The sequence below is a fragment of the Escherichia sp. E1V33 genome, assembly GCF_004211955.1.
Taxonomy (GTDB): domain Bacteria; phylum Pseudomonadota; class Gammaproteobacteria; order Enterobacterales; family Enterobacteriaceae; genus Escherichia.
Genome location: NZ_RHJI01000010.1, coordinates 451,542 through 475,707, shown reverse-complemented (window position 1 = coordinate 475,707; position 24,166 = coordinate 451,542). Strand labels below are relative to the sequence as shown.

20 protein-coding genes are annotated in these 24,166 nt (G+C 51.2%); 15 read left to right on the top strand and 5 right to left on the bottom strand.

Annotated features, from left to right (window positions below; all coding sequences use genetic code 11):
• The first annotated feature begins 40 nt into the window (after nt 1-40).
• The 6 genes from fruB to D9742_RS10385 all read left to right on the top strand — a co-directional run bounded on the left by fruB (nt 41) and on the right by D9742_RS10385 (nt 7,451).
• On the top strand, nt 41-1,171 hold the full coding sequence (gene fruB / locus D9742_RS10410) for a fused PTS fructose transporter subunit IIA/HPr protein (RefSeq protein ID WP_130236860.1): 1,131 nt from the start codon (nt 41-43) through the stop codon (nt 1,169-1,171).
• The gene (gene fruK, locus D9742_RS10405; protein WP_000091263.1) at nt 1,171-2,109 is read left to right on the top strand and encodes a 1-phosphofructokinase; all 939 of its coding nucleotides are present in this window, start codon (nt 1,171-1,173) and stop codon (nt 2,107-2,109) included. The genes fruB and fruK overlap by 1 nt, the downstream gene beginning before the upstream one ends.
• 16 nt (nt 2,110-2,125) lie before the next feature.
• A complete protein-coding gene (gene fruA / locus D9742_RS10400; protein ID WP_130236859.1) occupies nt 2,126-3,817 on the top strand; it encodes a PTS fructose transporter subunit IIBC in 1,692 nt (563 codons plus the stop codon).
• A 422-nt stretch (nt 3,818-4,239) separates the two neighbouring features.
• Nucleotides 4,240-5,181 carry a pseudouridine kinase gene (locus tag D9742_RS10395; RefSeq protein WP_130236858.1) on the top strand — a complete coding sequence of 314 codons (942 nt, stop codon included), beginning with the start codon at nt 4,240-4,242 and terminating at the stop codon, nt 5,179-5,181.
• The gene (psuG, locus tag D9742_RS10390; protein ID WP_130236857.1) at nt 5,169-6,107 is read left to right on the top strand and encodes a pseudouridine-5'-phosphate glycosidase; all 939 of its coding nucleotides are present in this window, start codon (nt 5,169-5,171) and stop codon (nt 6,105-6,107) included. Before D9742_RS10395 ends, psuG begins: the two co-directional genes overlap by 13 nt.
• A 93-nt stretch (nt 6,108-6,200) precedes the next feature.
• Nucleotides 6,201-7,451: a NupC/NupG family nucleoside CNT transporter gene (locus D9742_RS10385; RefSeq protein WP_130236856.1), complete on the top strand. Its 1,251-nt coding sequence runs from the start codon at nt 6,201-6,203 to the stop codon at nt 7,449-7,451.
• 58 nt (nt 7,452-7,509) lie between these two features.
• Here the strand turns inward: D9742_RS10385 and D9742_RS10380 are convergent, their stop codons facing one another.
• Complete coding sequence (locus D9742_RS10380) at nt 7,510-8,208, bottom strand: transcriptional regulator YeiL (RefSeq protein WP_130236855.1); 699 nt, start codon at nt 8,206-8,208, stop codon at nt 7,510-7,512.
• 129 nt (nt 8,209-8,337) lie between these two features.
• Here D9742_RS10380 and rihB point away from each other — a divergent pair, with 129 nt between their 5' ends.
• Both rihB and D9742_RS10370 read left to right on the top strand, forming a co-directional pair.
• Complete coding sequence (rihB, locus tag D9742_RS10375) at nt 8,338-9,279, top strand: ribosylpyrimidine nucleosidase (protein WP_130236854.1); 942 nt, start codon at nt 8,338-8,340, stop codon at nt 9,277-9,279.
• Nucleotides 9,280-9,378: 99 nt separating this feature from the next.
• Nucleotides 9,379-10,629 carry a NupC/NupG family nucleoside CNT transporter gene (locus D9742_RS10370; protein ID WP_130236853.1) on the top strand — a complete coding sequence of 417 codons (1,251 nt, stop codon included), beginning with the start codon at nt 9,379-9,381 and terminating at the stop codon, nt 10,627-10,629.
• Between the two features lie 55 nt (nt 10,630-10,684).
• Here the strand turns inward: D9742_RS10370 and D9742_RS10365 are convergent, their stop codons facing one another.
• From D9742_RS10365 to D9742_RS10355, 3 genes are all read right to left on the bottom strand, one after another.
• Nucleotides 10,685-11,773: a sugar kinase gene (locus D9742_RS10365; RefSeq protein ID WP_130236852.1), complete on the bottom strand. Its 1,089-nt coding sequence runs from the start codon at nt 11,771-11,773 to the stop codon at nt 10,685-10,687.
• A 2-nt stretch (nt 11,774-11,775) separates the two neighbouring features.
• On the bottom strand, nt 11,776-12,633 hold the full coding sequence (nfo, locus tag D9742_RS10360; RefSeq protein ID WP_130236851.1) for a deoxyribonuclease IV: 858 nt from the start codon (nt 12,631-12,633) through the stop codon (nt 11,776-11,778).
• Between the two features lie 73 nt (nt 12,634-12,706).
• The gene (locus tag D9742_RS10355; protein ID WP_130236850.1) at nt 12,707-13,756 is read right to left on the bottom strand and encodes a YeiH family protein; all 1,050 of its coding nucleotides are present in this window, start codon (nt 13,754-13,756) and stop codon (nt 12,707-12,709) included.
• 98 nt (nt 13,757-13,854) lie between these two features.
• On the opposite strand from D9742_RS10355, the gene yieE reads away from it, so the two are divergent.
• The 3 genes from yieE (at nt 13,855) to cirA (ending at nt 18,687) form a co-directional block, all read left to right on the top strand.
• On the top strand, nt 13,855-14,736 hold the full coding sequence (gene yieE / locus D9742_RS10350; protein WP_130236849.1) for a DNA-binding transcriptional regulator YeiE: 882 nt from the start codon (nt 13,855-13,857) through the stop codon (nt 14,734-14,736).
• A 204-nt stretch (nt 14,737-14,940) separates the two neighbouring features.
• A complete protein-coding gene (gene lysP / locus D9742_RS10345) occupies nt 14,941-16,410 on the top strand; it encodes a lysine-specific permease (RefSeq protein WP_130236848.1) in 1,470 nt (489 codons plus the stop codon).
• Nucleotides 16,411-16,695: 285 nt separating this feature from the next.
• Nucleotides 16,696-18,687 (top strand): catecholate siderophore receptor CirA, encoded by a 1,992-nt coding sequence (gene cirA / locus D9742_RS10335; RefSeq protein WP_130236847.1) that lies wholly within the window; start codon nt 16,696-16,698, stop codon nt 18,685-18,687.
• A gap of 31 nt (nt 18,688-18,718) precedes the next feature.
• Here cirA and yeiG read toward each other — a convergent pair whose 3' ends face one another.
• Entirely contained in the window at nt 18,719-19,555 is an 837-nt protein-coding gene (gene yeiG, locus D9742_RS10330; protein ID WP_130236846.1) for an S-formylglutathione hydrolase, read from the bottom strand.
• A gap of 257 nt (nt 19,556-19,812) precedes the next feature.
• On the opposite strand from yeiG, the gene folE reads away from it, so the two are divergent.
• The 4 genes from folE to mglB all read left to right on the top strand — a co-directional run bounded on the left by folE (nt 19,813) and on the right by mglB (nt 24,115).
• A complete protein-coding gene (folE, locus tag D9742_RS10325) occupies nt 19,813-20,481 on the top strand; it encodes a GTP cyclohydrolase I FolE (protein ID WP_097472744.1) in 669 nt (222 codons plus the stop codon).
• A 16-nt stretch (nt 20,482-20,497) separates the two neighbouring features.
• Nucleotides 20,498-21,655: a DUF418 domain-containing protein YeiB gene (gene yeiB / locus D9742_RS10320; RefSeq protein WP_130236845.1), complete on the top strand. Its 1,158-nt coding sequence runs from the start codon at nt 20,498-20,500 to the stop codon at nt 21,653-21,655.
• A 141-nt stretch (nt 21,656-21,796) separates the two neighbouring features.
• Entirely contained in the window at nt 21,797-22,819 is a 1,023-nt protein-coding gene (gene galS / locus D9742_RS10315) for an HTH-type transcriptional regulator GalS (protein ID WP_130236844.1), read from the top strand.
• A gap of 297 nt (nt 22,820-23,116) precedes the next feature.
• On the top strand, nt 23,117-24,115 hold the full coding sequence (gene mglB / locus D9742_RS10310; protein ID WP_001036964.1) for a galactose/glucose ABC transporter substrate-binding protein MglB: 999 nt from the start codon (nt 23,117-23,119) through the stop codon (nt 24,113-24,115).
• Nucleotides 24,116-24,166 lie beyond the last annotated feature (51 nt).

The following is a 24,166-nucleotide window of genomic DNA, read 5'->3' as shown; positions in this document are numbered from 1 at the left end:
TAGAAGCTGAATCGTTTCAATTCAGCAAGAGAGGAGAACTATGTTCCAGTTATCCGTACAGGACATCCATCCGGGCGAGAAGGCCGGAGACAAAGAAGAGGCGATTCGCCAGGTCGCTGCGGCGCTGGTGCAGGCCGGTAATGTAGCTGAAGGCTACGTCAATGGCATGCTGGCGCGCGAACAGCAAACCTCAACATTCCTCGGCAATGGTATTGCTATTCCACACGGTACTACCGACACCCGTGACCAGGTGCTGAAAACCGGCGTTCAGGTATTTCAGTTCCCGGAAGGCGTTACCTGGGGTGAAGGTCAGGTCGCGTACGTGGCTATCGGTATTGCCGCCAGTTCCGATGAACATCTGGGCTTGCTGCGCCAACTAACCCATGTACTGAGCGATGATTCCGTTGCTGAACAATTAAAGTCAGCTACCACCGCAGAAGAACTGCGCGCATTGCTGATGGGGGAAAAGCAGAGTGAGCAGCTGAAGCTCGATAACGAAATGCTGACGCTGGATATCGTCGCCAGTGATTTGCTGACCCTGCAAGCGTTAAACGCCGCTCGTCTGAAAGAAGCGGGCGCAGTTGACGCTACCTTCGTCACCAATGTTATCAACGAGCAGCCATTAAATCTCGGGCAAGGCATCTGGCTGAACGATAGTACCGAAGGCAACCTGCGCAGTGCTATTGCGGTAAGCCGTGCGGTAAAGGCTTTTGATATTGAAGGCGAAACGGCAGCCATGCTGGTGAGTGTGGCGATGAATGACGATCAGCCTCTCGCGGTACTTAAGCGCCTGAGCGATCTGTTACTCGACAATAAAGCTGACCGCTTGCTGAAAGCGGATGCGGCAACGTTGCTGGCGCTGCTGACCAGCGATGATGCGCCGACCGACGACGTGTTAAGCGCGGAGTTTGTGGTGCGCAATGAACACGGCCTGCATGCCCGTCCAGGCACCATGCTGGTCAATACCATTAAACAATTTAACAGTGATATTACCGTGACAAACCTTGATGGCACCGGCAAACCGGCAAACGGACGTAGTCTGATGAAAGTTGTAGCACTTGGCGTTAAGAAAGGTCATCGCCTACGCTTTACCGCCCAGGGACCAGACGCTGAACAGGCGCTGAACGCCATTGGCGACGCCATCGCCGCAGGTCTTGGGGAGGGCGCGTAATGAGCAGACGTGTTGCTACGATCACCCTTAATCCGGCTTATGACCTTGTTGGTTTTTGCCCGGAAATTGAACGCGGCGAAGTGAACCTGGTGAAAACCACCGGTCTGCATGCGGCGGGTAAAGGTATCAACGTTGCCAAAGTTCTGAAAGATCTGGGGATTGATGTCACTGTTGGCGGCTTCCTCGGTAAAGATAACCAGGACGGATTTCAGCAGTTGTTCAGTGAGCTGGGCATTGCCAACCGTTTCCAGGTTGTACAGGGGCGTACCCGCATTAATGTCAAGTTGACGGAAAAAGACGGCGAAGTGACCGACTTCAACTTCTCGGGTTTTGAAGTTACTCCAGCCGACTGGGAACGCTTTGTGACGGATTCTCTGAGCTGGCTTGGTCAGTTCGATATGGTCTGTGTCAGCGGCAGTTTGCCTTCAGGTGTCAGCCCGGAAGCTTTCACCGACTGGATGACTCGCCTGCGTAGTCAGTGTCCTTGCATTATCTTTGATAGTAGCCGTGAAGCGTTAGTGGCAGGTTTGAAAGCAGCACCGTGGCTGGTGAAACCTAACCGCCGCGAGCTGGAAATCTGGGCAGGCCGTAAACTGCCTGAAATGAAAGATGTGATTGAAGCTGCGCATGCGCTGCGTGAACAAGGTATTGCGCATGTCGTCATTTCACTGGGTGCCGAAGGCGCGCTTTGGGTTAATGCCTCCGGCGAATGGATCGCCAAACCACCGTCAGTCGATGTCGTAAGTACCGTTGGCGCTGGGGATTCTATGGTTGGTGGGCTGATTTATGGCTTGCTGATGCGTGAATCCAGTGAGCACACACTGCGTCTGGCGACAGCTGTTGCTGCCCTGGCGGTAAGTCAAAGCAATGTAGGTATTACCGATCGTCCGCAGTTGGCCGCAATGATGGCGCGCGTCGACTTACAACCTTTTAACTGACAGCAGGAGAGGCATAATGAAAACGCTGCTGATTATTGACGCTAATCTCGGTCAGGCACGCGCCTATATGGCGAAGACCCTGCTGGGCGCGGCGGCGCGAAAAGCAAAACTGGAAATCATCGACAATCCTAACGACGCTGAAATGGCGATTGTGCTCGGTGATTCCATCCCGAACGACAGCGCGCTGAACGGTAAAAATGTTTGGCTGGGCGACATCTCCCGGGCCGTTGCGCATCCTGAGCTGTTCCTGAGCGAAGCCAAAGGCCATGCGAAACCTTACACTGCGCCGGTTGCGGCTAAAGTGCCGGTTGCTGTCAGCGGGCCGAAACGCGTGGTTGCGGTGACTGCTTGCCCAACTGGCGTAGCACACACCTTTATGGCGGCTGAAGCCATTGAAACCGAAGCGAAAAAACGTGGCTGGTGGGTGAAAGTTGAAACTCGTGGTTCTGTAGGCGCGGGTAATGCAATCACCCCCGAAGAAGTCGCAGCAGCGGATCTGGTGATTGTGGCGGCAGATATCGAAGTGGATCTGGCGAAATTTGCTGGTAAACCGATGTATCGCACCTCTACCGGTCTGGCGCTGAAGAAAACCGCGCAGGAACTGGATAAAGCGGTTGCTGAAGCAACGCCGTATGAACCGGCGGGCAAAGCTCAAACAGCGACCACTGAAGGTAAGAAAGAGAGTGCAGGCGCTTATCGTCACTTGCTGACGGGCGTCTCTTACATGCTGCCGATGGTCGTTGCTGGCGGTCTGTGTATCGCGCTTTCTTTTGCTTTTGGTATCGAAGCGTTTAAAGAGCCGGGTACGCTGGCAGCGGCGCTGATGCAGATTGGTGGTGGTTCAGCCTTTGCGCTGATGGTGCCGGTACTGGCAGGTTATATTGCCTTCTCCATTGCCGATCGTCCGGGCCTCACACCGGGTCTGATTGGCGGTATGCTGGCGGTCAGCACCGGTTCTGGCTTCATTGGCGGTATTATTGCGGGCTTCCTGGCTGGTTACATTGCGAAGTTAATCAGTACGCAACTGAAACTGCCACAGAGTATGGAGGCGCTGAAACCGATTTTGATCATTCCGCTGATTTCCAGTCTGGTGGTTGGTCTGGCGATGATCTACCTGATCGGTAAACCAGTTGCTGGCATCCTCGAAGCTCTGACCCACTGGCTGCAAACCATGGGTACTGCGAATGCGGTTCTGCTGGGCGCGATCCTTGGCGGCATGATGTGTACTGATATGGGCGGCCCGGTTAACAAAGCGGCATACGCGTTCGGTGTGGGTCTGCTGAGTACCCAAACCTATGGCCCAATGGCAGCGATTATGGCGGCAGGTATGGTGCCACCGCTGGCAATGGGCCTGGCAACAATGGTGGCGCGTCGCAAATTCGATAAAGCGCAGCAGGAAGGCGGCAAAGCAGCTCTGGTTCTGGGACTGTGCTTTATTTCTGAAGGTGCAATTCCGTTTGCTGCCCGTGATCCGATGCGTGTGCTGCCGTGCTGTATCGTTGGTGGGGCATTGACTGGGGCAATCTCTATGGCGATTGGTGCGAAACTGATGGCACCACACGGTGGGCTGTTTGTGCTGCTGATCCCGGGTGCAATTACGCCAGTACTGGGTTATCTGGTGGCAATTATTGCCGGTACGCTGGTGGCTGGTTTGGCCTATGCCTTCCTGAAACGTCCGGAAGTGGACGCGGTAGCGAAAGCAGCATAATAAAATGTGAACAACAGGGCAGAAATCTCCTGCCCTGTATCATTTGATGATCGTAAGGTGATTGACCAGTTATTGAAGATAACTATATGAATTTATATGTTTTATCTTTAAGTTGAAACCTGAAATCTTCATCAAACATTAACGTTATTTCCTCAAGGGCGGATTAATTTCTGCCCTTTTTTATTGCTCTTGTTCTGTGCATCTCGTCACAAATTCTCCGTTTTTTTAATCCGTGCATTTAATAGCGTTTTGTGAGCCTGTTCAAATCTGCTCATTTTGCCCATCTGGCGGCAATTTACTTTAAGTAAAACATGCATACTATGAGCACATGTTTAAATATGAACACATGTTTAAACGTTATTTTCGGTGCCTATATTCTTGTGGATTGACAGAGTTGGTAATTTTTTACCAGGGGACGTGCTATGCGCGAAAGGGAATATGTCGTAATTATAGGTTCGGCGAATATTGATGTCGCCGGATATTCACATGAATCATTAAATTATGCGGATTCAAATCCAGGCAAAATAAAATTTACACCTGGTGGAGTAGGGCGCAATATCGCGCAAAATCTGGCGTTGCTGGGGAACAAAGTCTGGCTACTGAGCGCTGTAGGCAGCGATTTTTATGGTCAATCGCTCCTGACGCAAACCAATCAATCCGGTGTTTATGTCGATAAATGCCTGATTGTGCCAGGGGAAAATACGTCGAGCTATTTATCATTGCTCGATAATACCGGTGAAATGCTGGTTGCTATAAATGACATGAATATTAGTAACTGTATTTCTGCGGAATATCTTGCACAGCACCGTGAATTTATCCAGGGGGCAAAGGTTATTGTCGCTGACTGTAATATCAGTGAAGAGGCGTTGGTCTGGATTTTGGATAATGCCACCGACGTACCTGTATTTGTCGATCCGGTTTCGGCATGGAAATGTGTCAAAGTGCGCGACCGTCTAAGTCAGATCCACACCCTGAAGCCAAACCGCCTTGAAGCGGAAACCCTGAGTGGGATTGCGCTGTCAGGGCGTGAAGATGTGGCAAAAGTTGCTGCCTGGTTCCATCAACATGGCCTGAACCGACTGGTATTGAGTATGGGCGGCGACGGCGTTTATTACAGTGAAATCGGCGGTGAAAGCGGCTGGTCTGCACCGATTAAAACCAATGTCATTAATGTTACCGGAGCGGGCGATGCCATGATGGCTGGTCTTGCTTCGTGTTGGGTCGACGGAATGCCGTTTGCCGAATCTGTTCGTTTTGCACAGGGATGTTCGTCAATGGCGCTCTCCTGTGAATACACCAATAACCCCAATTTATCGATTGCCAACGTTATATCGTTAGTGGAGAACGCAGAATGTCTGAATTAAAAATTTCCCCTGAATTATTACAAATTTCCCCGGAAGTTCAGGATGCTTTAAAAAGCAAAAAACCAGTAGTTGCGCTGGAATCGACCATTATCTCTCACGGTATGCCGTTTCCACAAAATGCCCAGACGGCAATTGAAGTAGAAGAAACTATTCGTAAGCAGGGGGCTGTTCCTGCCACTATCGCCATTATTGGCGGCGTAATGAAAGTCGGTTTAAGCAAAGAAGAAATTGAATTACTGGGACGTGAAGGGCACAACGTAACTAAAGTTAGCCGTCGCGATTTACCTTTTGTTGTCGCGGCTGGGAAAAATGGCGCAACCACCGTCGCATCAACCATGATTATTGCGGCGCTTGCCGGAATTAAAGTATTTGCAACCGGTGGTATTGGCGGTGTGCATCGCGGTGCGGAACATACATTCGATATTTCTGCCGATTTACAGGAACTGGCAAATACCAATGTCACCGTAGTGTGTGCCGGGGCGAAATCTATTCTCGATTTAGGCTTAACAACCGAATATTTAGAAACTTTCGGTGTACCGCTAATTGGCTATCAGACCAAAGCGCTGCCTGCGTTTTTCTGCCGTACCAGCCCGTTTGACGTCAGCATTCGTCTCGAAAGTGCCACAGAAATTGCCCGCGCGATGGCAGTGAAATGGCAAAGCGGGCTGAACGGTGGCCTGGTGGTAGCGAATCCGATCCCGGAACAGTTTGCTATGCCGGAACAGACCATCAATGCGGCGATCGATCAGGCGGTGGCTGAAGCTGAAGCGCAGGGCGTTATTGGTAAAGAAAGTACGCCGTTCCTGCTGGCGCGCGTTGCTGAACTGACCGGCGGTGACAGCCTGAAATCCAACATCCAGCTGGTGTTCAACAACGCCATTCTGGCGAGTGAAATTGCCAAAGAATACCAGCGTCTCGCAGGTTAATTTCTGACGGGCAGAAAGCCGTCGCCCGTACTGATCATACATACCGAAACCTGGCTCTGGCGCCGGGTTTACTGGCATGAAGGGAAAATCCTTATGGATATAATGAGAAGTTTGGTAGGGATGATGGTATTGCTGGCAATTGCATTTGTATTGTCGGTAAATAAAAAAAGCATCAGTTTGCGCACGGTTGGGGCCGCGCTGCTGCTGCAAATCGCCATTGGCGGCATCATGCTCTATTTTCCACCGGGAAAATGGGCGGTAGAGCAGGCGGCATTAGGCGTTCATAAAGTGATGTCCTACAGTGACGCCGGAAGTGCCTTTATTTTTGGCTCGCTGGTGGGGCCGAAAATGGATGTCTTGTTCGACGGTGCGGGCTTTATCTTCGCCTTTCGCGTACTCCCGGCGATTATCTTCGTCACTGCGCTTATCAGCCTGCTGTACTACATTGGCGTAATGGGACTGCTAATTCGTATTCTTGGCAGCATTTTCCAGAAAGCTCTTAACATCAGCAAAATCGAGTCTTTTGTTGCGGTTACCACTATTTTCCTCGGGCAGAACGAGATCCCGGCGATCGTTAAACCGTTTATCGATCGCATGAATCGCAACGAGCTGTTTACCGCAATTTGTAGCGGGATGGCATCCATTGCCGGTTCGATGATGATTGGTTACGCCGGAATGGGCGTGCCGATTGACTACCTGTTAGCGGCATCGCTGATGGCGATCCCCGGCGGTATTTTGTTTGCACGTATTCTTAGTCCGGCAACCGAGCCTTCGCAGGTCACATTTGAAAATCTGTCGTTCAGTGAAACGCCGCCAAAAAGCTTTATCGAAGCAGCGGCGAGCGGTGCGATGACCGGGTTGAAAATCGCCGCCGGTGTGGCGACGGTGGTGATGGCGTTTGTCGCAATTATTGCGCTGATTAACGGCATTATCGGTGGAATTGGCGGCTGGTTTGGTATTGCCAATGCTTCTCTGGAAAGTATTTTTGGCTATGTGCTGGCACCGTTGGCATGGATCATGGGGGTAGACTGGAGCGATGCTAACCTTGCGGGTAGCCTGATTGGGCAGAAACTGGCGATTAACGAATTCGTCGCTTACCTGAGTTTCTCCCCATACCTGCAAACGGGCGGTACGCTGGAAGTGAAAACCGTGGCGATTATCTCCTTTGCGCTATGTGGTTTTGCTAACTTTGGTTCTATCGGCGTTGTCGTTGGGGCGTTCTCGGCTATTTCGCCGAAACGCGCACCAGAAATCGCCCAGCTTGGTTTACGGGCGCTGGCAGCAGCGACGCTTTCCAACCTGATGAGTGCGACTATTGCCGGTTTCTTTCTTGGGCTGGCGTAATGCTCGATTTTTATGCCGGATAAGACGCAGCCGGAAATCGCACTACTGCAAATAATTTTTACTGCATCATCCCGGAGAATTTATTCTCCGGGTCCATTTCCAGCGCCAGCCCTAACAGCTGCTTTCTGTTTTTAATTAAATACCCTTTCTGTCTTTTAATTAATAAACCGTCGTGAATGAATTGTGCGAGAACATATAACAGGTGTCGATAAGAAACACCCAAATACTCTGCCGCTTGTGTGTGTTTTTCGTGATAAAGATCACCTTCCTGCGAGAGTAATATAAAAGCTGCCAGGCGATTCACTAACGGAAATGATTGATTCTGAGTTAAAGAAACAATATTACGATAATTTTTATGACTTAAGGTGACGCAGAGTTTTCGTAAAAATAGCGTGTCGTTTAATAACAGCGGGCGGTAATGTTTCATAGGGAGCGCAAGGCACCAACACTCTTCAATAGCCTGCACCGCACGCGGTTCATGGTCTTTATCGATTAACTCAATCTCGCCAATAAAACAGGGCGCGCCAAAGAAATCAATCAGCGACACGCGACCATTAGCTAGCGTCGCGTAAAGCCTGGCGCGGCCTCGCGTCAGGTAAAACAGCCAGGACGGCTGTTGCCCTTCCTGCACAATGTAGTCACGCGCTAAAAAATGAAACAGCCGCGTATCGGCTGAAACATCTGTTGAAAAGCAATCCTTAAACGCGGATTCACTCATCAATTGCTGCTTAAGATCATTATTGTGGATTTCTTTCACGATGTTTATCCGCTATGAGATTTCTCATATTTAGCATACGTACGCTGTTGTTAAGATTCAATCATCGGCCGGTAGAAATTTCTTTGCTGTAGCAAAAAATAACGCAACTGGAAACAGAGGAAATAAACAATGGAAAAGAGAAAAATTATTCTGGATTGTGATCCGGGTCATGATGATGCTATTGCTATAATGATGGCGGCGAAACATCCGGCGATTGATTTATTAGGTATCACCATTGTGGCGGGTAATCAAACCCTCGATAAAACATTAATTAATGGCCTGAATGTTTGCCAGAAATTGGAGATTAATGTTCCGGTTTATGCGGGGATGCCGCAGCCAATTATGCGTAAACAAATCGTTGCCGATAATATTCACGGAGAAACCGGACTGGATGGCCCGGTATTCGAGCCACTGACCCGTAAAGCTGAAAGCACCCATGCGGTGAAATACATCATCGATACTCTGATGGCAAGCGATGGTGATATCACTCTGGTACCGGTTGGTCCACTTTCAAACATCGCGGTGGCAATGCGGATGCAGCCTGCAATTCTGCCGAAAATCCGTGAAATAGTGCTGATGGGCGGCGCTTACGGTACAGGTAACTTCACGCCGTCTGCCGAGTTCAACATCTTTGCCGACCCGGAAGCTGCACGCGTGGTGTTCACCTCCGGCGTTCCATTAGTGATGATGGGCCTCGATCTCACCAACCAGACCGTTTGCACCCCGGATGTGATTGCACGGATGGAAAGGGCAGGAGGCCCTGCCGGAGAGTTGTTCAGCGACATCATGAACTTCACTCTGAAAACGCAGTTCGAAAACTACGGTCTGGCTGGCGGCCCGGTGCATGACGCCACCTGCATTGGTTATCTGATCAACCCTGATGGCATTAAAACCCAGGAGATGTACGTCGAAGTGGACGTCAACAGCGGCCCTTGCTACGGGCGCACGGTCTGCGACGAACTGGGCGTTCTTGGCAAGCCCGCTAATACCAAAGTCGGCATCACCATTGATACCGACTGGTTCTGGGGCTTAGTCGAAGAGTGCGTTCGCGGCTACATCAAAAACCATTAAGTGTTGATAACAAGCCGGGCCAGTATCGCAAGATGCAAGCCTGGCTATTTCTGATGGGCAGAAAGCCGTCGCCCAAAATGACATGAAGAGATAATAACTATGGATGTCATGAGAAGTGTTCTGGGAATGGTGGTACTGCTGACGATTGCGTTTTTGCTGTCAGTGAATAAGAAGAAGATCAGCCTGCGTACCGTTGGCGCGGCATTGGTGTTACAGGTCGTGATTGGCGGCATTATGCTGTGGCTACCGCCAGGGCGTTGGGTCGCAGAAAAAGTCGCTTTTGGCGTCCATAAAGTGATGGCGTACAGCGATGCAGGTAGTGCTTTTATCTTCGGTTCGCTGGTCGGGCCGAAAATGGACACCCTGTTTGATGGCGCAGGATTTATCTTCGGCTTCAGAGTATTACCGGCAATTATCTTCGTCACCGCGCTGGTGAGTATTCTCTACTACATCGGTGTGATGGGGATCTTGATTCGCATTCTTGGCGGTATCTTCCAGAAAGCGTTAAATATCAGCAAGATTGAGTCATTCGTCGCGGTCACCACCATTTTCCTCGGGCAAAACGAAATTCCGGCGATCGTGAAACCTTTTATCGATCGTCTTAATCGCAATGAGCTGTTTACGGCTATTTGCAGTGGCATGGCCTCAATTGCTGGTTCGACAATGATTGGTTACGCCGCACTGGGCGTGCCTGTGGAATATCTGCTGGCGGCATCGTTAATGGCGATCCCAGGCGGGATCTTGTTTGCCCGCCTGTTAAGCCCGGCTACGGAATCTTCTCAGGTTTCCTTTAATAATCTTTCTTTCACCGAAACACCGCCAAAAAGCATTATTGAAGCCGCCGCTACAGGGGCAATGACCGGGCTGAAAATCGCCGCAGGTGTGGCGACAGTAGTGATGGCATTTGTTGCAATAATTGCGTTGATTAACGGTATTATCGGCGGCGTTGGCGGCTGGTTTGGTTTTGAACATGCCTCGCTGGAGTCCATTTTAGGTTACCTGTTGGCCCCGCTGGCGTGGGTGATGGGTGTCGACTGGAGCGACGCGAATCTGGCAGGGAGTTTGATTGGACAGAAGCTGGCAATAAATGAATTTGTCGCTTATCTCAATTTCTCGCCATATCTGCAAACTAGTGGCACTCTGGATGCAAAAACCGTGGCGATTATTTCTTTTGCGCTGTGCGGTTTCGCTAACTTTGGTTCTATCGGGGTAGTGGTTGGGGCATTTTCTGCGGTTGCGCCACACCGCGCGCCGGAAATCGCCCAGCTTGGTTTACGGGCGCTGGCGGCGGCGACGCTTTCCAACCTGATGAGTGCCACCATTGCAGGATTCTTTATTGGTTTAGCGTAGTGCGCAATTTATGAGCCGGATAAGATGCGGTCAAGCGTCGAATCCGGCAACATTGTTACACCATTGGTACTAATGAAAGCGCGTTATCGGCAGACAGGGTTGGGTTGTTTATGCTGCTGCTGGCGCGCGAAATTGCCGCACAAGCCATCGCAAAACGGGCGCTATCAAGGAAACTGCTTCCTTCCAGAAAGCTATACACCAGGCCCGCCATAAAACCATCGTCAGCACCAAAACTGTCTACTTTCGTATGCGTTGGCGCAGTCAGCAAAAATTGTTCGCCATCCTTTTGACTGCAATAAACAGACTCATCGGGCAAATAAACAAACAGATGCTGAACACCTTGCTGATGCAACGCGTTCACTGCGGCATTACGATCAGCATCGCTGGTTATCGGCTGGCCCCATAAAATTTCCAGCTCCGGCAAAGTGGGTTTCAGCGTGTGAATATGCGCCAGCCAGTGTTTGATTTTGCCCGCTTTGAATTCTGAAACGGTATCGACAAACACCGGGATCTCACCAGCGAGGGTAAAGACCCATTCCAGCGCCTCGGCTGTCAGGTTGCAATCAGCCAGTACCACGCCCGCATGACGAAGTAAATCGCGCGACCCGTTCAATAATTGCGGCGTTAACTGTTCCAGCAGATGGGTATCGTTAATCGCCAACACGGTTTGATCGTCTCGATTGGCAATTGCCAGATATGTTGACGTACTTTGGCCGTGTAAACGAACGCAGCCGGAGACATTCACTCCGGCGCGGCGCGTCTCTTCCAGAAGCATTTCGCCATAAAAGTCATCGCCAATCACCGAGAGTAAATGGACGTCGCGGCCTAACAGCGCCAGATTGTGGGCAATGTTGCGCCCAACGCCGCCCGCCGAGCAATGAATCGTACCGGGATTAGAGGCCGCTTGCGGATAACGGATATCCGCCATCCCGCGAATATCCATATTGATTGTCCCCACCACTACGCAGTATTCCTGCTCGGTGAGGATGTAACCTTTGCCTTTAATCCGCCCTTTGCGCATTAAATCCATAATATGCGCCGCAACGCGCGAACGACTGATTTGTAGCATGTCCGCAATTTCGTTCTGCTGAATCAGCGGGTTACGCCGTAAAATTGCAAGGATTTCCTTCTCCCGGTTGTTCATCTTCAGGCTACCGCTTGTTCAGTTTGTTGCGCTTTCAGCCAGGCGATCTCTTCTGCCCAGATATCCGGGTTGATGGTTTCGAGGATCAGCGGAATGCCATCGAAGCGGTCGTCCTGCATGATCCAGCGGAACGCATCATGACCGATATTGCCTTCGCCAAGGCTATGATGGCGGTCAACGCGGCTGCCAAAGGTACTTTTCGCATCGTTGAGGTGCATCCCGCGCAGATACTTAAAGCCAACAATACGGGCAAAATCAGCGAACGTTTTCTCGCATTCGGCTGGAGTACGCAAATCATACCCGGCAGCGAAAGCATGGCAGGTATCAATGCAGACGCCGACGCGGGATTTATCTTCCACGCCGTCGATAATCGCCGCGAGATGTTCGAATTTAAACCCTAAGTTACTGCCCTGACCGGCGGTGTTTTCAATCACTGCGGTCACACCTTTTGTTTTATCCAGCGCAATGTTGATAGATTCGGCAATGCGCGCCAGGCAATCCTCTTCTGAAATCTGCATCAGATGACTGCCAGGGTGGAAGTTGAGTAAAGAAAGACCCAGTTGCTCGCAACGCTGCATTTCATCAATAAACGCATCGCGCGACTTTTCCAGGGCTTCTGCAACCGGATGTCCGAGGTTAATCAGATAACTGTCGTGGGGAAGAATTTGCGCCGACGTGTAGTGATACTTTTCACAGGCGGCTTTGAATTCATCGATGGTTTGCGTCGTGAGCGGTGCGGCACGCCACTGACGTTGGTTTTTGGTGAACAAGGCAAACGCGGTTGCGTCGATTTCGGCGGCGCGAATTGCGGCATTTGCCAGACCGCCAGCAGCACTAACGTGCGCTCCAATGTATTTCATGCGAGGACTCCTGTTAAACCCGCTGGAGGAAAACGATAATGATAGCGGGTTAACAGGAGCAAGATGTAGTGGTTTATGCGATGACGCTTTGAATCACATAGTTAATTACACCACCACCAACAATCAGCCAGGCAAACAGCATCAGTGCCATCAGCAGAGGTTTCGCCCCGGCTTTTTTCAGCGCGCTGACGTGAGTGGTCAGACCCAGCGCCGCCATTGCCATTGCCAGCAGGAAGGTATCCAGCGTTACCAGCATGTTCACCACGCTCTGCGGTAACAGGTGGAACGAGTTAAAGATGGCAACTACGATGAACAAGATGGCAAACCACGGAATAGTGATTTTGCTTTTCTCGCCGCTGTTCGCCCCTGACAGCTGTTTAACACGCGCCGCCAGCAGAATGAGGAACGGAGCCAGCATCATCACGCGCAGCATTTTGGAAATAACTGCTGCGTTTTCTGCATCCGGGCTGATGGCATGACCTGCCGCCACCACCTGCGCCACTTCGTGCACAGTAGAACCAATGTAGATACCGAAAGTTTCCGGGCTAAACCATTGAGACATCAGCGGATATATCGCCGGGTAGAGGAAAATCGCGACGGTCCCGAAGATAACAACGGTTGCAACAGCCACGGTTACTTTACTGGCTTCAGCTTTCACTACCGGCTCAGTCGCCAGTACCGCGGCAGCACCACAGATACTGCTACCGGCACCGATCAACCAGCTGGTGTGCTTATCCAGACCAAACACTTTCTGCCCCAGGAAGCAAGCCAGCAGGAAGGTACTGGACAGCGTCAGCACGTCAATGATGATCCCACTGATACCGACATCGGCAATTTGCGAGAACGTCAGACGGAAGCCATAAAGAATGATACCCAGACGTAATAAATATTGCTTGGCAAACAGCACACCACCGTCACAGCTTTTCCAGATGTGCGGATAGATGGTGTTGCCTAAAACCATCCCCAACAAGATTGCGAGGGTGAGGGCACTAAACCCGGCACCCGCAACCGCGGAAATGGAACCACCCCACAGGGCGACCCCGGTGATAACTGCACTCAGGGCTAACCCCGGAATAAAATGCCACAGTGTTCGATGTTGTTTCTGTAAGGTGATATTCGTCATAACCCTCTCCTTTATCCGGGCATAAGGTTACGACTAACTGGTTTAAAAATAAAATTGATTATATATTTATAATCAATCTTTATAAGTGGTAAGCGACTATGCACATCACCCTCCGGCAGTTGGAAGTTTTTGCAGAAGTATTGAAAAGTGGATCAACCACCCAGGCGTCGGTGATGCTGGCGTTGTCGCAATCAGCAGTGAGCGCAGCCTTGACCGATCTGGAAGGGCAGCTTGGCGTGCAACTGTTTGATCGCGTGGGGAAAAGGCTGGTTGTTAATGAACACGGGCGACTGCTGTATCCGCGTGCGTTGGCACTGCTCGAACAGGCGGTTGAAATCGAACAACTGTTTCGCGAAGACAACGGCGCGATTCGTGTCTATGCCAGTAGCACCATCGGCAATTACATTTTGCCTGCGGTGATTGCGCGTTATCGCCTTGACTACCCGCAGTTGCCGATTGAACTTAGCGTTGGTAACAGTCAGGACGTGGTTCAGGCGGTGCTGGATTTCCGCGTTGATATTGGCTTTATTGAAGGACCGTGCCACAGCACAGAAATCATTTCTGAACCGTGGCTGGAAGACGAGCTGGTGGTTTTTGCCGCACCAACCTCGCCGCTTGCTAAGGGGCCGGTTACCCTGGAACAGTTGGCTGCTGCGCCGTGGATCTTACGTGAACACGGTTCTGGTACGAGGGAAATTGTCGATTATCTGTTACTGTCGCATTTGCCGAAATTTGAGATGGCGATGGAGTTAGGTAACTCCGAGGCGATTAAGCATGCGGTGCGTCACGGACTGGGGATTAGCTGCCTTTCACGTCGGGTGATTGAAGAGCAATTACAGGCAGGCACTTTACGCGAAGTTGCCGTTCCGCTACCGCGCCTGATGCGCACGCTTTGGCGTATTCACCATCGGCAGAAACACCTTTCTAACGCGTTACGACGCTTTCTGGAGTACTGCGATTCCTCCACTTTGCCGCGTTAATCCGTTGTACAGAAACCAGTGGGTGCTGTGTTGATTTCGTGACGCAGCACCATCGGTATGCATTCGCCAGAAAAGAGATTGGCTGCTTTACTTATAATCCCTGGGCTATCATGAAGGTGTCTTATAAAAGCGTATTTCTACCGGAAGGATTGCAAATCGTCTGCTACAATCGCGCCTCATTTTTAAGATGGATAGCATTTTCGTATGGTTTCCGAAACTAAAACCACAGAAGCGCCGGGCTTACGCCGTGAATTAAAGGCGCGTCACCTGACGATGATTGCCATTGGTGGCTCCATCGGTACGGGTCTTTTTGTTGCCTCTGGCGCAACGATCTCTCAGGCAGGTCCGGGCGGGGCGCTGCTCTCGTATATGCTGATTGGCCTGATGGTTTACTTCCTGATGACCAGTCTCGGTGAACTGGCGGCATATATGCCGGTTTCCGGTTCGTTTGCCACTTACGGTCAGAACTATGTTGAAGAAGGCTTTGGCTTCGCGCTGGGCTGGAACTACTGGTACAACTGGGCGGTGACTATCGCCGTTGACCTGGTGGCCGCACAGTTGGTCATGAGCTGGTGGTTCCCGGACACCCCGGGTTGGATCTGGAGTGCGCTGTTCCTCGGCGTTATCTTCCTCCTGAACTACATTTCAGTTCGTGGCTTTGGCGAGGCGGAATACTGGTTCTCACTGATCAAAGTCACCACGGTCATTGTCTTTATCATCGTCGGCGTGATGATGATTATCGGTATCTTCAAAGGCGCACAGCCTGCGGGCTGGAGCAACTGGACGATTGGCGAAGCACCATTTGCAGGTGGTTTTGCGGCGATGATCGGCGTAGCTATGATTGTCGGCTTCTCTTTTCAGGGAACCGAGCTGATCGGTATTGCTGCAGGCGAGTCCGAAGATCCGGCGAAAAACATTCCACGTGCGGTACGTCAGGTGTTCTGGCGAATCCTGCTGTTCTATGTGTTCGCAATCCTGATCATCAGCCTGATTATTCCGTATACCGATCCGAGCCTGCTGCGTAACGATGTTAAAGACATCAGCGTCAGTCCGTTCACCCTGGTGTTCCAGCACGCGGGTCTGCTCTCTGCGGCGGCGGTGATGAACGCAGTTATTCTGACGGCGGTGCTGTCAGCCGGTAACTCCGGTATGTATGCGTCTACTCGTATGCTGTACACCCTGGCGTGTGACGGTAAAGCGCCGCGCATTTTCGCTAAACTGTCACGTGGCGGCGTACCGCGTAACGCACTGTATGCGACCACGGTAATTGCAGGTCTGTGCTTCCTGACCTCCATGTTTGGTAATCAGACGGTATATCTGTGGCTGCTGAACACCTCCGGGATGACAGGCTTTATCGCCTGGCTGGGAATTGCGATCAGCCATTATCGTTTCCGTCGCGGTTATGTGCTGCAGGGGCATGATGTTAACGATCTGCCGTACCGTTCAGGCTTCTTCCCGCTGGGACCGATCTTCGCTTTTGTGCTGTGCCTGATTATCACTCTGGGCCAGAACTACGAAGCGTTCCTGAAAGACACTATCGACTGGGGCGGCGTAGCGGCAACCTATATTGGCATCCCGCTGTTCCTTATGATCTGGTTTGGCTATAAGTTGATTAAAGGAACCCACTTCGTACGCTACAGCGAAATGAAGTTCCCGCAGAACGAAAAGAAATAAGTTTTACCCCTTCCTTAATAAAGCCCTCTCAACCGAGAGGGCTTTTTCTTTTCCTTGGTATTCATGCGGATATAAAATTTAACATTTGGATTGATAATTGTTATCGTTTGCATTATCGTTACGCCGAAATCAAAAAAGGCTGACAAATCAGAGGCTGTTCAGGCTTTTGGGATGATCACCTGCCTACAAAAAAGTCTACCGCGATGCTGCCGTACGCAAGGGGACATGAAGAAGATGTGAGCGATAACCCATTTTATTTTCGTAGTTACCTCATGGAGATATGGAATGTTTAGGTTGAACCCTTTCGTACGGGTCGGGCTGTGTTTGTCCGCAATTTCATGTGCATGGCCTGTGTTAGCGGTTGATGATGATGGCGAAACGATGGTAGTCACGGCATCTTCCGTTGAACAAAACCTCAAAGATGCGCCCGCCAGTATCAGTGTCATTACCCAGCAAGATTTGCAACGTAAACCAGTGCAAAATTTGAAGGATGTCCTCAAAGAAGTACCGGGCGTGCAACTGACTAACGAAGGGGACAACCGTAAGGGCGTCAGTATTCGTGGTCTGGATAGCAGCTACACCCTGATTCTTGTCGATGGTAAACGTGTTAACTCGCGTAATGCCGTCTTCCGCCATAATGACTTTGACCTGAACTGGATCCCGGTCGATTCCATCGAACGTATCGAAGTGGTACGTGGCCCGATGTCTTCACTGTATGGTTCTGATGCGCTCGGCGGCGTGGTGAACATCATCACTAAAAAAATCGGCCAGAAATGGTCAGGCACTGTAACGGTCGATACCACCATTCAGGAACATCGCGATCGCGGTGACACCTACAACGGCCAGTTCTTCACGAGTGGACCGCTGATTGATGGCGTACTGGGGATGAAAGCTTACGGCAGTCTGGCAAAACGTGAAAAGGATGACCCGCAGAGTTCCTCTACCACTGATACCGGAGAAACGCCGCGTATTGAAGGATTCTCCAGCCGCGATGGCAATGTCGAATTTGCCTGGACGCCGAATCAAAATCACGATTTTACCGCTGGTTACGGTTTCGACCGCCAGGATCGCGATTCTGACTCGCTGGACAAAAACCGCCTCGAACGCCAGAACTACTCCATAAGCCATAATGGGCGCTGGGATTACGGCACCAGCGAACTGAAATACTACGGTGAGAAAGTTGAGAACAAAAACCCAGGCAACAGTAGCCCGATTACTTCCGAAAGTAACACGGTCGATGGCAAATACACGCTGCCGCTGACGGCTATCAATCAGTTTGTCACGGTTGGTGGTGAATGGCGCCACGACAAACTTAGCGATGCGGTGAACCTGACCGGTGGGACCAGCACTAAAACGTCCGCCAGCCAGTACGCGCTGTTTGTGGAAGATGAATGGCGGATCTTCGAGCCGCTGGCGCTGACGACCGGCGTGCGTATGGACGATCACGAAACCTACGGCGAACACTGGAGTCCGCGTGCCTATTTGGTCTACAACGCCACCGATACTGTAACGGTGAAAGGGGGCTGGGCGACGGCTTTTAAAGCGCCTTCTCTGTTGCAACTTAGCCCTGACTGGACGAGCAATTCCTGCCGTGGGGCATGTAAGATTGTGGGTAGCCCGGACCTGAAACCAGAAACCAGCGAAAGTTGGGAGCTGGGGCTTTACTACATGGGCGAAGAAGGTTGGCTGGAAGGGGTTGAATCCAGCGTGACCGTCTTCCGCAATGATGTGAAAGATCGTATTAGCATCAGCCGTACGTCTGACGTCAATGCTGCGCCGGGTTACCAAAACTTTGTTGGTTTTGAGACGGGGGCTAACGGTCGACGTATACCGGTGTTCAGCTACTACAACGTCAATAAAGCACGTATCCAGGGCGTGGAAACCGAGTTGAAAATCCCGTTCAACGATGAATGGAAGCTGTCACTCAACTACACCTACAACGATGGACGCGATGTCAGCAACGGAGAAAACAAGCCACTATCCGATCTGCCATTCCATACCGCTAACGGTACGCTGGACTGGAAACCGCTGGCGCTGGAAGACTGGTCGTTCTATGTTTCTGGTCACTACACCGGTCAGAAACGTGCCGACAGCGCGACGGCTAAAACACCGGGCGGTTATACCATCTGGAATACCGGCGCGGCCTGGCAGGTGACTAAAGACGTCAAACTGCGCGCAGGCGTGCTGAACCTGGGCGACAAAGATCTGAGTCGTGATGACTACAGCTATAACGAAGACGGACGTCGTTACTTTATGGCAGTGGATTATCGCTTCTGATGAAGAGATGCCCGGCGAACCGGGCGGACATTCACTTCAGTAAATACTGCGCATGGAAGCGCAGATGATCCTCTATAAAAGAGGCAATGAAGTAATAGCTGTGATCATAACCAGGTTGAATACGTAGCGTCATCGGCCACGCTTTTTGGCGTGCGGCTTCTGCAAGTACCGCAGGTTGAAGCTGGTCGGCAAGAAACTGATCATTATCGCCCTGATCGATAAGCGTCGGAATCGCATCTTGCGCATTGCTGGCGTACATCAGCGCACAACTGTCCCATTCCACCCAGCTATTTTTATCCTCGCCCAGGTAGGCGCTAAATGCTTTGATTCCCCAGGGAACACAACACGGATTCACAATCGGCGCAAAGGCGGAAACACTGGTGTATTTGCCAGGATTTTTCAGTGCCATAATCAATGCGCCATGACCACCCATCGAATGACCGCTAATAGCGCAGCGATCGCTGACGTAAAATTGCGATTGAATCAGCGGCGGTAATTCATCGCGCAGATAATCATACATCCGGTAATGCGTCGCCCACGGCGGTTGTGTGGCGTTGAGATAAAACCCCGCGCCCTGGCCCAAATCGTAGCCATCATCGTTAGCAATCTGTTCGCCACGCGGGCTGGTGTCTGGCATGACTAGCACAATCCCCAGTTCTGCCGCTACGCGTTGGGCACCCGCTTTGGTAGTGAAGTTCTCGTCATTACAGGTTAAACCCGAAAGCCAGTACAGCACAGGTGGAGGGGCGCTGTTGCGGGGCGGTGGGAGAAAAATGCTGAACGTCATCGGGCAATTTAAGGTACTGGAGTCGTGCCGCCAGCGTTGCTGCCAGCCTTCAAAACAGCGGTGCTCTTCGAGCATTTCCATGCGTGGCTCCTTGTTGTGTTGTTTGCATTTTAGTCATCATACCGTTTATTCAATGCGCTGTGAGTAACTTTCACTTCCGCATATGCATAACGATGTTTTAACATCTACTGCTGAAAGGCAGCGGCAATAACAATAATTATCGCTGTGAATACTGGATTATGTGCGCCACCTCACGCACAATAATCGGGCTGCTAATCAGCTTAATAACTTTGCCCCCACGCAGGGCGGAGGCGTCACACCTGCAGGAGAAAACATAAATGCCATCACTCAGTAAAGAAGCGGCCCTGGTTCATGACGCGTTAGTTGCGCGAGGACTGGAAACACCGCTGCGCCCGCCCGTGCATGAAATGGATAACGAAACGCGCAAAAGCCTTATCGCCGGTCATATGACCGAAATCATGCAGTTATTGAATCTCGACCTGGCTGATGACAGTTTGATGGAAACGCCGCATCGCATCGCCAAGATGTATGTCGATGAAATTTTCTCCGGTCTGGATTACGCCAACTTCCCGAAAATCACCCTCATTGAAAATAAAATGAAGGTCGATGAAATGGTCACCGTGCGCGATATCACCCTGACCAGCACCTGCGAGCACCATTTTGTCACTATTGATGGCAAAGCGACGGTAGCCTATATCCCGAAAGATTCGGTGATCGGCCTGTCGAAAATTAATCGCATCGTGCAGTTCTTTGCCCAGCGTCCGCAGGTGCAGGAACGTCTGACTCAGCAAATCCTGATTGCGCTACAAACGCTGTTGGGCACCAATAACGTGGCCGTCTCCATCGACGCGGTGCATTACTGTGTGAAAGCGCGTGGCATCCGCGATGCAACCAGCGCCACGACAACAACCTCCCTCGGTGGCTTGTTCAAATCCAGTCAGAATACGCGGCACGAGTTTCTGCGTGCTGTGCGTCATCACAACTGATTAAAAGGCAGGAACCATGGAGCGCAACGTCACGCTCGATTTTGTTCGCGGCGTCGCCATTCTGGGGATCCTGCTATTAAACATCAGCGCCTTTGGGCTACCAAAGGCGGCTTATCTCAATCCCGCCTGGTACGGCACTATTACTCCGTCCGACGCCTGGACCTGGGCGTTTTTGGATCTCATCGGTCAGGTAAAATTCCTCACGCTTTTTGCGCTGCTGTTTGGCGCGGGCCTGCAAATGTTGCTGCCGCGCGGCAGACGCTGGATCCAGTCGCGGTTAACACTGTTAGTCTTGCTGGGCTTTATTCACGGTTTATTGTTCTGGGACGGCGATATCCTGCTGGCTTACGGGCTGGTGGGCTTAATCAGTTGGCGACTGGTGCGCGATGCGCCGTCGGTAAAAAGTTTATTTAATACAGGCGTCATGTTGTATCTGGTGGGGATTGGCGTTTTGCTGTTGCTGGGGTTGATTTCAGACAGCCAGACCAGTCGCGCCTGGACGCCAGATGCATCGGCCATTTTGTATGAAAAATACTGGAAACTTCACGGCGGCGTTGAAGCGATCAGTAACCGCGCCGATGGCGTAGGCAACAGTTTACTGGCGCTGGGTGCGCAGTACGGCTGGCAGCTGGCGGGGATGATGTTAATTGGCGCGGCGCTGATGCGAAGCGGCTGGCTGAAAGGGCAGTATAGCTTGCGACACTATCGGCGTACCGGTTTTGTGCTGGTGGCAATTGGTGTGCTGATTAATCTTCCTGCTATCGCATTGCAATGGCGGCTGGACTGGGCGTATCGCTGGTGTGCCTTCTTACTGCAAATGCCGCGTGAACTTAGCGCGCCGTTTCAGGCAATTGGCTATGCGTCGCTGTTTTATGGCTTTTGGCCGCAATTAAGCCGCTTCAGGATGGTGCTGGCGATCGCCTGCGTCGGACGGATGGCGCTAACCAATTATCTACTGCAAACTCTGATTTGTACCACGCTGTTTTACCACCTCGGTTTGTTTATGCAGTTCGACCGCCTGGAGTTGCTGGCGTTTGTGGTACCGGTATGGCTGGCGAACCTGCTTTTCTCTGTTATCTGGCTGCGTTACTTCCGTCAGGGGCCGGTGGAATGGCTCTGGCGTCAGTTAACCCTGCGCGCTGCTGGTCCTGCATTATCTAAAACATCCAGATAACGATCTGGATCACATTCATTAACAAAACAGCTGTAACCGTTTCCATTGCTGTGACTCGATTCACGAAGTCCTGTATTCAGTGCTGACAAAATAGCCGCCAGCAAGCAGTAATCTACTGCAATCTCATAACAGGTAGTGAATATGATCACCATTCGTGATGTAGCGCGTCAGGCTGGCGTCTCTGTGGCAACGGTTTCCCGGGTGCTGAATAACAGCACGCTGGTCAGTGCCGACACGCGTGAAGCAGTTATGAAAGCGGTGAGTGAGTTGGATTATCGGCCAAACGCCAATGCACAGGCGTTGGCCACACAGGTGAGCGATACCATCGGTGTGGTGGTAATGGATGTTTCAGATGCATTTTTCGGCGCATTGGTTAAAGCTGTCGATCTCGTTGCCCAGCAACATCAGAAGTATGTGTTGATTGGCAACAGCTATCATGAAGCGGAAAAAGAGCGTCATGCCATTGAAGTGCTAATCCGCCAGCGTTGTAACGCGTTGATCGTTCATTCAAAAGCGTTAAGTGACGACGAGCTGGCGCAATTTATGGACAACATTCCCGGTATGGTGCTCATCAATCGGGTTGTGCCGGGCTATGCCCATCGCTGTGTTTGTCTGGATAATATTAGCGGCGCCAGAATGGCGACGCGCATGTTGCTGAACAACGGCCATCAACGTATCGGCTATCTCTCTTCCAGCCACAGCATTGAAGATGACGCAATGCGTAAAGCTGGCTGGATAAGCGCGCTGAAAGAGCAGGATATTGTTCCGTCGGAAAGCTGGATTGGTACGGGAACGCCGGATATGCCTGGCGGCGAGACGGCGATGGTTGAACTACTCGGGCGCAATCTACAACTTACCGCTGTATTTGCCTATAACGACAATATGGCCGCTGGCGCTCTGACGGCATTAAAAGATAATGGCATTGCTATTCCGTTACATCTCTCAATCATCGGTTTCGATGATATCCCCATTGCTCGTTACACCGACCCGCAATTAACGACCGTGCGTTATCCCATTGCGTCGATGGCAAAATTAGCCACGGAACTGGCCTTGCAGGGGGCAGCAGGCAACATTGATCCGCGTTCCAGCCACTGTTTTATGCCAACGTTGGTGCGTCGCCATTCTGTCGCAATACGCCAGAATGCGGCGGCGATCACTAACTGAACAAATCAGAGGATGTAACCGCTTTCAATTTGTGAGTGATTTCACAGTATGTTAACAATGTGGTAGCTATGATTGCACCGTTTTAACGTTGTAACTTGTATGTAACAGTGAATGATCGCTTTTATCGAAGTTATGGCGTCATAACAACAATTAGAGCCGTTTTATGGAGCGTTACCGGGCATGGACGAACGGATTTTTAAAAATGAGCTTCGGCGTTCAGTAACACTTCATTAACCATACTGGCCCGCCGAGCATTTATCTCAAGCACTACCCTGCATAAGAAAAACCGGAGATACCATGAATAAGAAGGTGTTAACCCTGTCTGCTGTGATGGCCAGCATGTTATTCGGCGCCGCTGCACACGCTGCTGATACCCGTATTGGTGTGACGATTTATAAATATGACGATAACTTTATGTCTGTCGTGCGTAAGGCTATCGAACAGGATGCGAAAGCAGCACCAGACGTCCAGTTGCTGATGAATGATTCACAGAATGACCAATCCAAGCAGAACGATCAGATTGACGTGCTGTTGGCGAAAGGGGTGAAGGCGCTGGCAATCAACCTGGTTGACCCGGCAGCTGCGGGTACGGTGATTGAGAAAGCGCGCGGACAAAACGTGCCGGTGGTTTTCTTCAACAAAGAACCTTCCCGTAAGGCGCTGGATAGCTACGACAAAGCCTACTACGTTGGTACTGACTCCAAAGAGTCCGGCATTATCCAGGGCGATCTGATTGCTAAACACTGGGCGGCGAATCAGGGTTGGGATCTGAACAAAGACGGTCAGATTCAGTTCGTACTGCTGAAAGGCGAGCCGGGCCATCCGGACGCAGAAGCACGCACCACTTACGTGATTAAAGAACTGAATGACAAAGGCATCAAAACTGAACAGTTACAGCTAGATACCGCTATGTGGGACACCGCTCAGGCGAAAGATAAGATGGACGCCTGGCTGTCTGGCCCGAACGCCAACAAAATCGAGGTGGTTATTGCTAACAACGATGCGATGGCAATGGGCGCGGTTGAAGCGCTGAAAGCACACAACAAGTCTAGCATTCCGGTATTTGGCGTCGATGCGCTGCCAGAAGCACTGGCACTGGTGAAATCTGGTGCGCTGGCGGGCACCGTACTGAACGATGCTAACAACCAGGCGAAAGCGACTTTTGATCTGGCGAAAAACCTGGCCGATGGCAAGGGCGCCGCTGACGGTACTAACTGGAAAATCGACAACAAAGTGGTCCGTGTACCTTATGTTGGCGTAGACAAAGATAACCTGGCTGAATTCAGCAAGAAATAAGACTGAACGGGCGCAATAGTTTATTGCGCCCTTATTGTATGGCCAACAAGG

What these genes read in the sequence shown, in the direction of transcription:
- fruB (WP_130236860.1), top strand. Translation starts at nt 41, where the DNA reads ATGTTCCAGTTATCCGTACAGGACATCCATCCGGGCGAGAAGGCCGGA.
- fruK (WP_000091263.1), top strand. Translation starts at nt 1,171, where the DNA reads ATGAGCAGACGTGTTGCTACGATCACCCTTAATCCGGCTTATGACCTT.
- fruA (WP_130236859.1), top strand. Translation starts at nt 2,126, where the DNA reads ATGAAAACGCTGCTGATTATTGACGCTAATCTCGGTCAGGCACGCGCC.
- D9742_RS10395 (WP_130236858.1), top strand. Translation starts at nt 4,240, where the DNA reads ATGCGCGAAAGGGAATATGTCGTAATTATAGGTTCGGCGAATATTGAT.
- psuG (WP_130236857.1), top strand. Translation starts at nt 5,169, where the DNA reads ATGTCTGAATTAAAAATTTCCCCTGAATTATTACAAATTTCCCCGGAA.
- D9742_RS10385 (WP_130236856.1), top strand. Translation starts at nt 6,201, where the DNA reads ATGGATATAATGAGAAGTTTGGTAGGGATGATGGTATTGCTGGCAATT.
- rihB (WP_130236854.1), top strand. Translation starts at nt 8,338, where the DNA reads ATGGAAAAGAGAAAAATTATTCTGGATTGTGATCCGGGTCATGATGAT.
- D9742_RS10370 (WP_130236853.1), top strand. Translation starts at nt 9,379, where the DNA reads ATGGATGTCATGAGAAGTGTTCTGGGAATGGTGGTACTGCTGACGATT.
- D9742_RS10365 (WP_130236852.1), bottom strand. Translation starts at nt 11,773, where the DNA reads ATGAACAACCGGGAGAAGGAAATCCTTGCAATTTTACGGCGTAACCCG.
- nfo (WP_130236851.1), bottom strand. Translation starts at nt 12,633, where the DNA reads ATGAAATACATTGGAGCGCACGTTAGTGCTGCTGGCGGTCTGGCAAAT.
- D9742_RS10355 (WP_130236850.1), bottom strand. Translation starts at nt 13,756, where the DNA reads ATGACGAATATCACCTTACAGAAACAACATCGAACACTGTGGCATTTT.
- yieE (WP_130236849.1), top strand. Translation starts at nt 13,855, where the DNA reads ATGCACATCACCCTCCGGCAGTTGGAAGTTTTTGCAGAAGTATTGAAA.
- lysP (WP_130236848.1), top strand. Translation starts at nt 14,941, where the DNA reads ATGGTTTCCGAAACTAAAACCACAGAAGCGCCGGGCTTACGCCGTGAA.
- cirA (WP_130236847.1), top strand. Translation starts at nt 16,696, where the DNA reads ATGTTTAGGTTGAACCCTTTCGTACGGGTCGGGCTGTGTTTGTCCGCA.
- yeiG (WP_130236846.1), bottom strand. Translation starts at nt 19,555, where the DNA reads ATGGAAATGCTCGAAGAGCACCGCTGTTTTGAAGGCTGGCAGCAACGC.
- folE (WP_097472744.1), top strand. Translation starts at nt 19,813, where the DNA reads ATGCCATCACTCAGTAAAGAAGCGGCCCTGGTTCATGACGCGTTAGTT.
- yeiB (WP_130236845.1), top strand. Translation starts at nt 20,498, where the DNA reads ATGGAGCGCAACGTCACGCTCGATTTTGTTCGCGGCGTCGCCATTCTG.
- galS (WP_130236844.1), top strand. Translation starts at nt 21,797, where the DNA reads ATGATCACCATTCGTGATGTAGCGCGTCAGGCTGGCGTCTCTGTGGCA.
- mglB (WP_001036964.1), top strand. Translation starts at nt 23,117, where the DNA reads ATGAATAAGAAGGTGTTAACCCTGTCTGCTGTGATGGCCAGCATGTTA.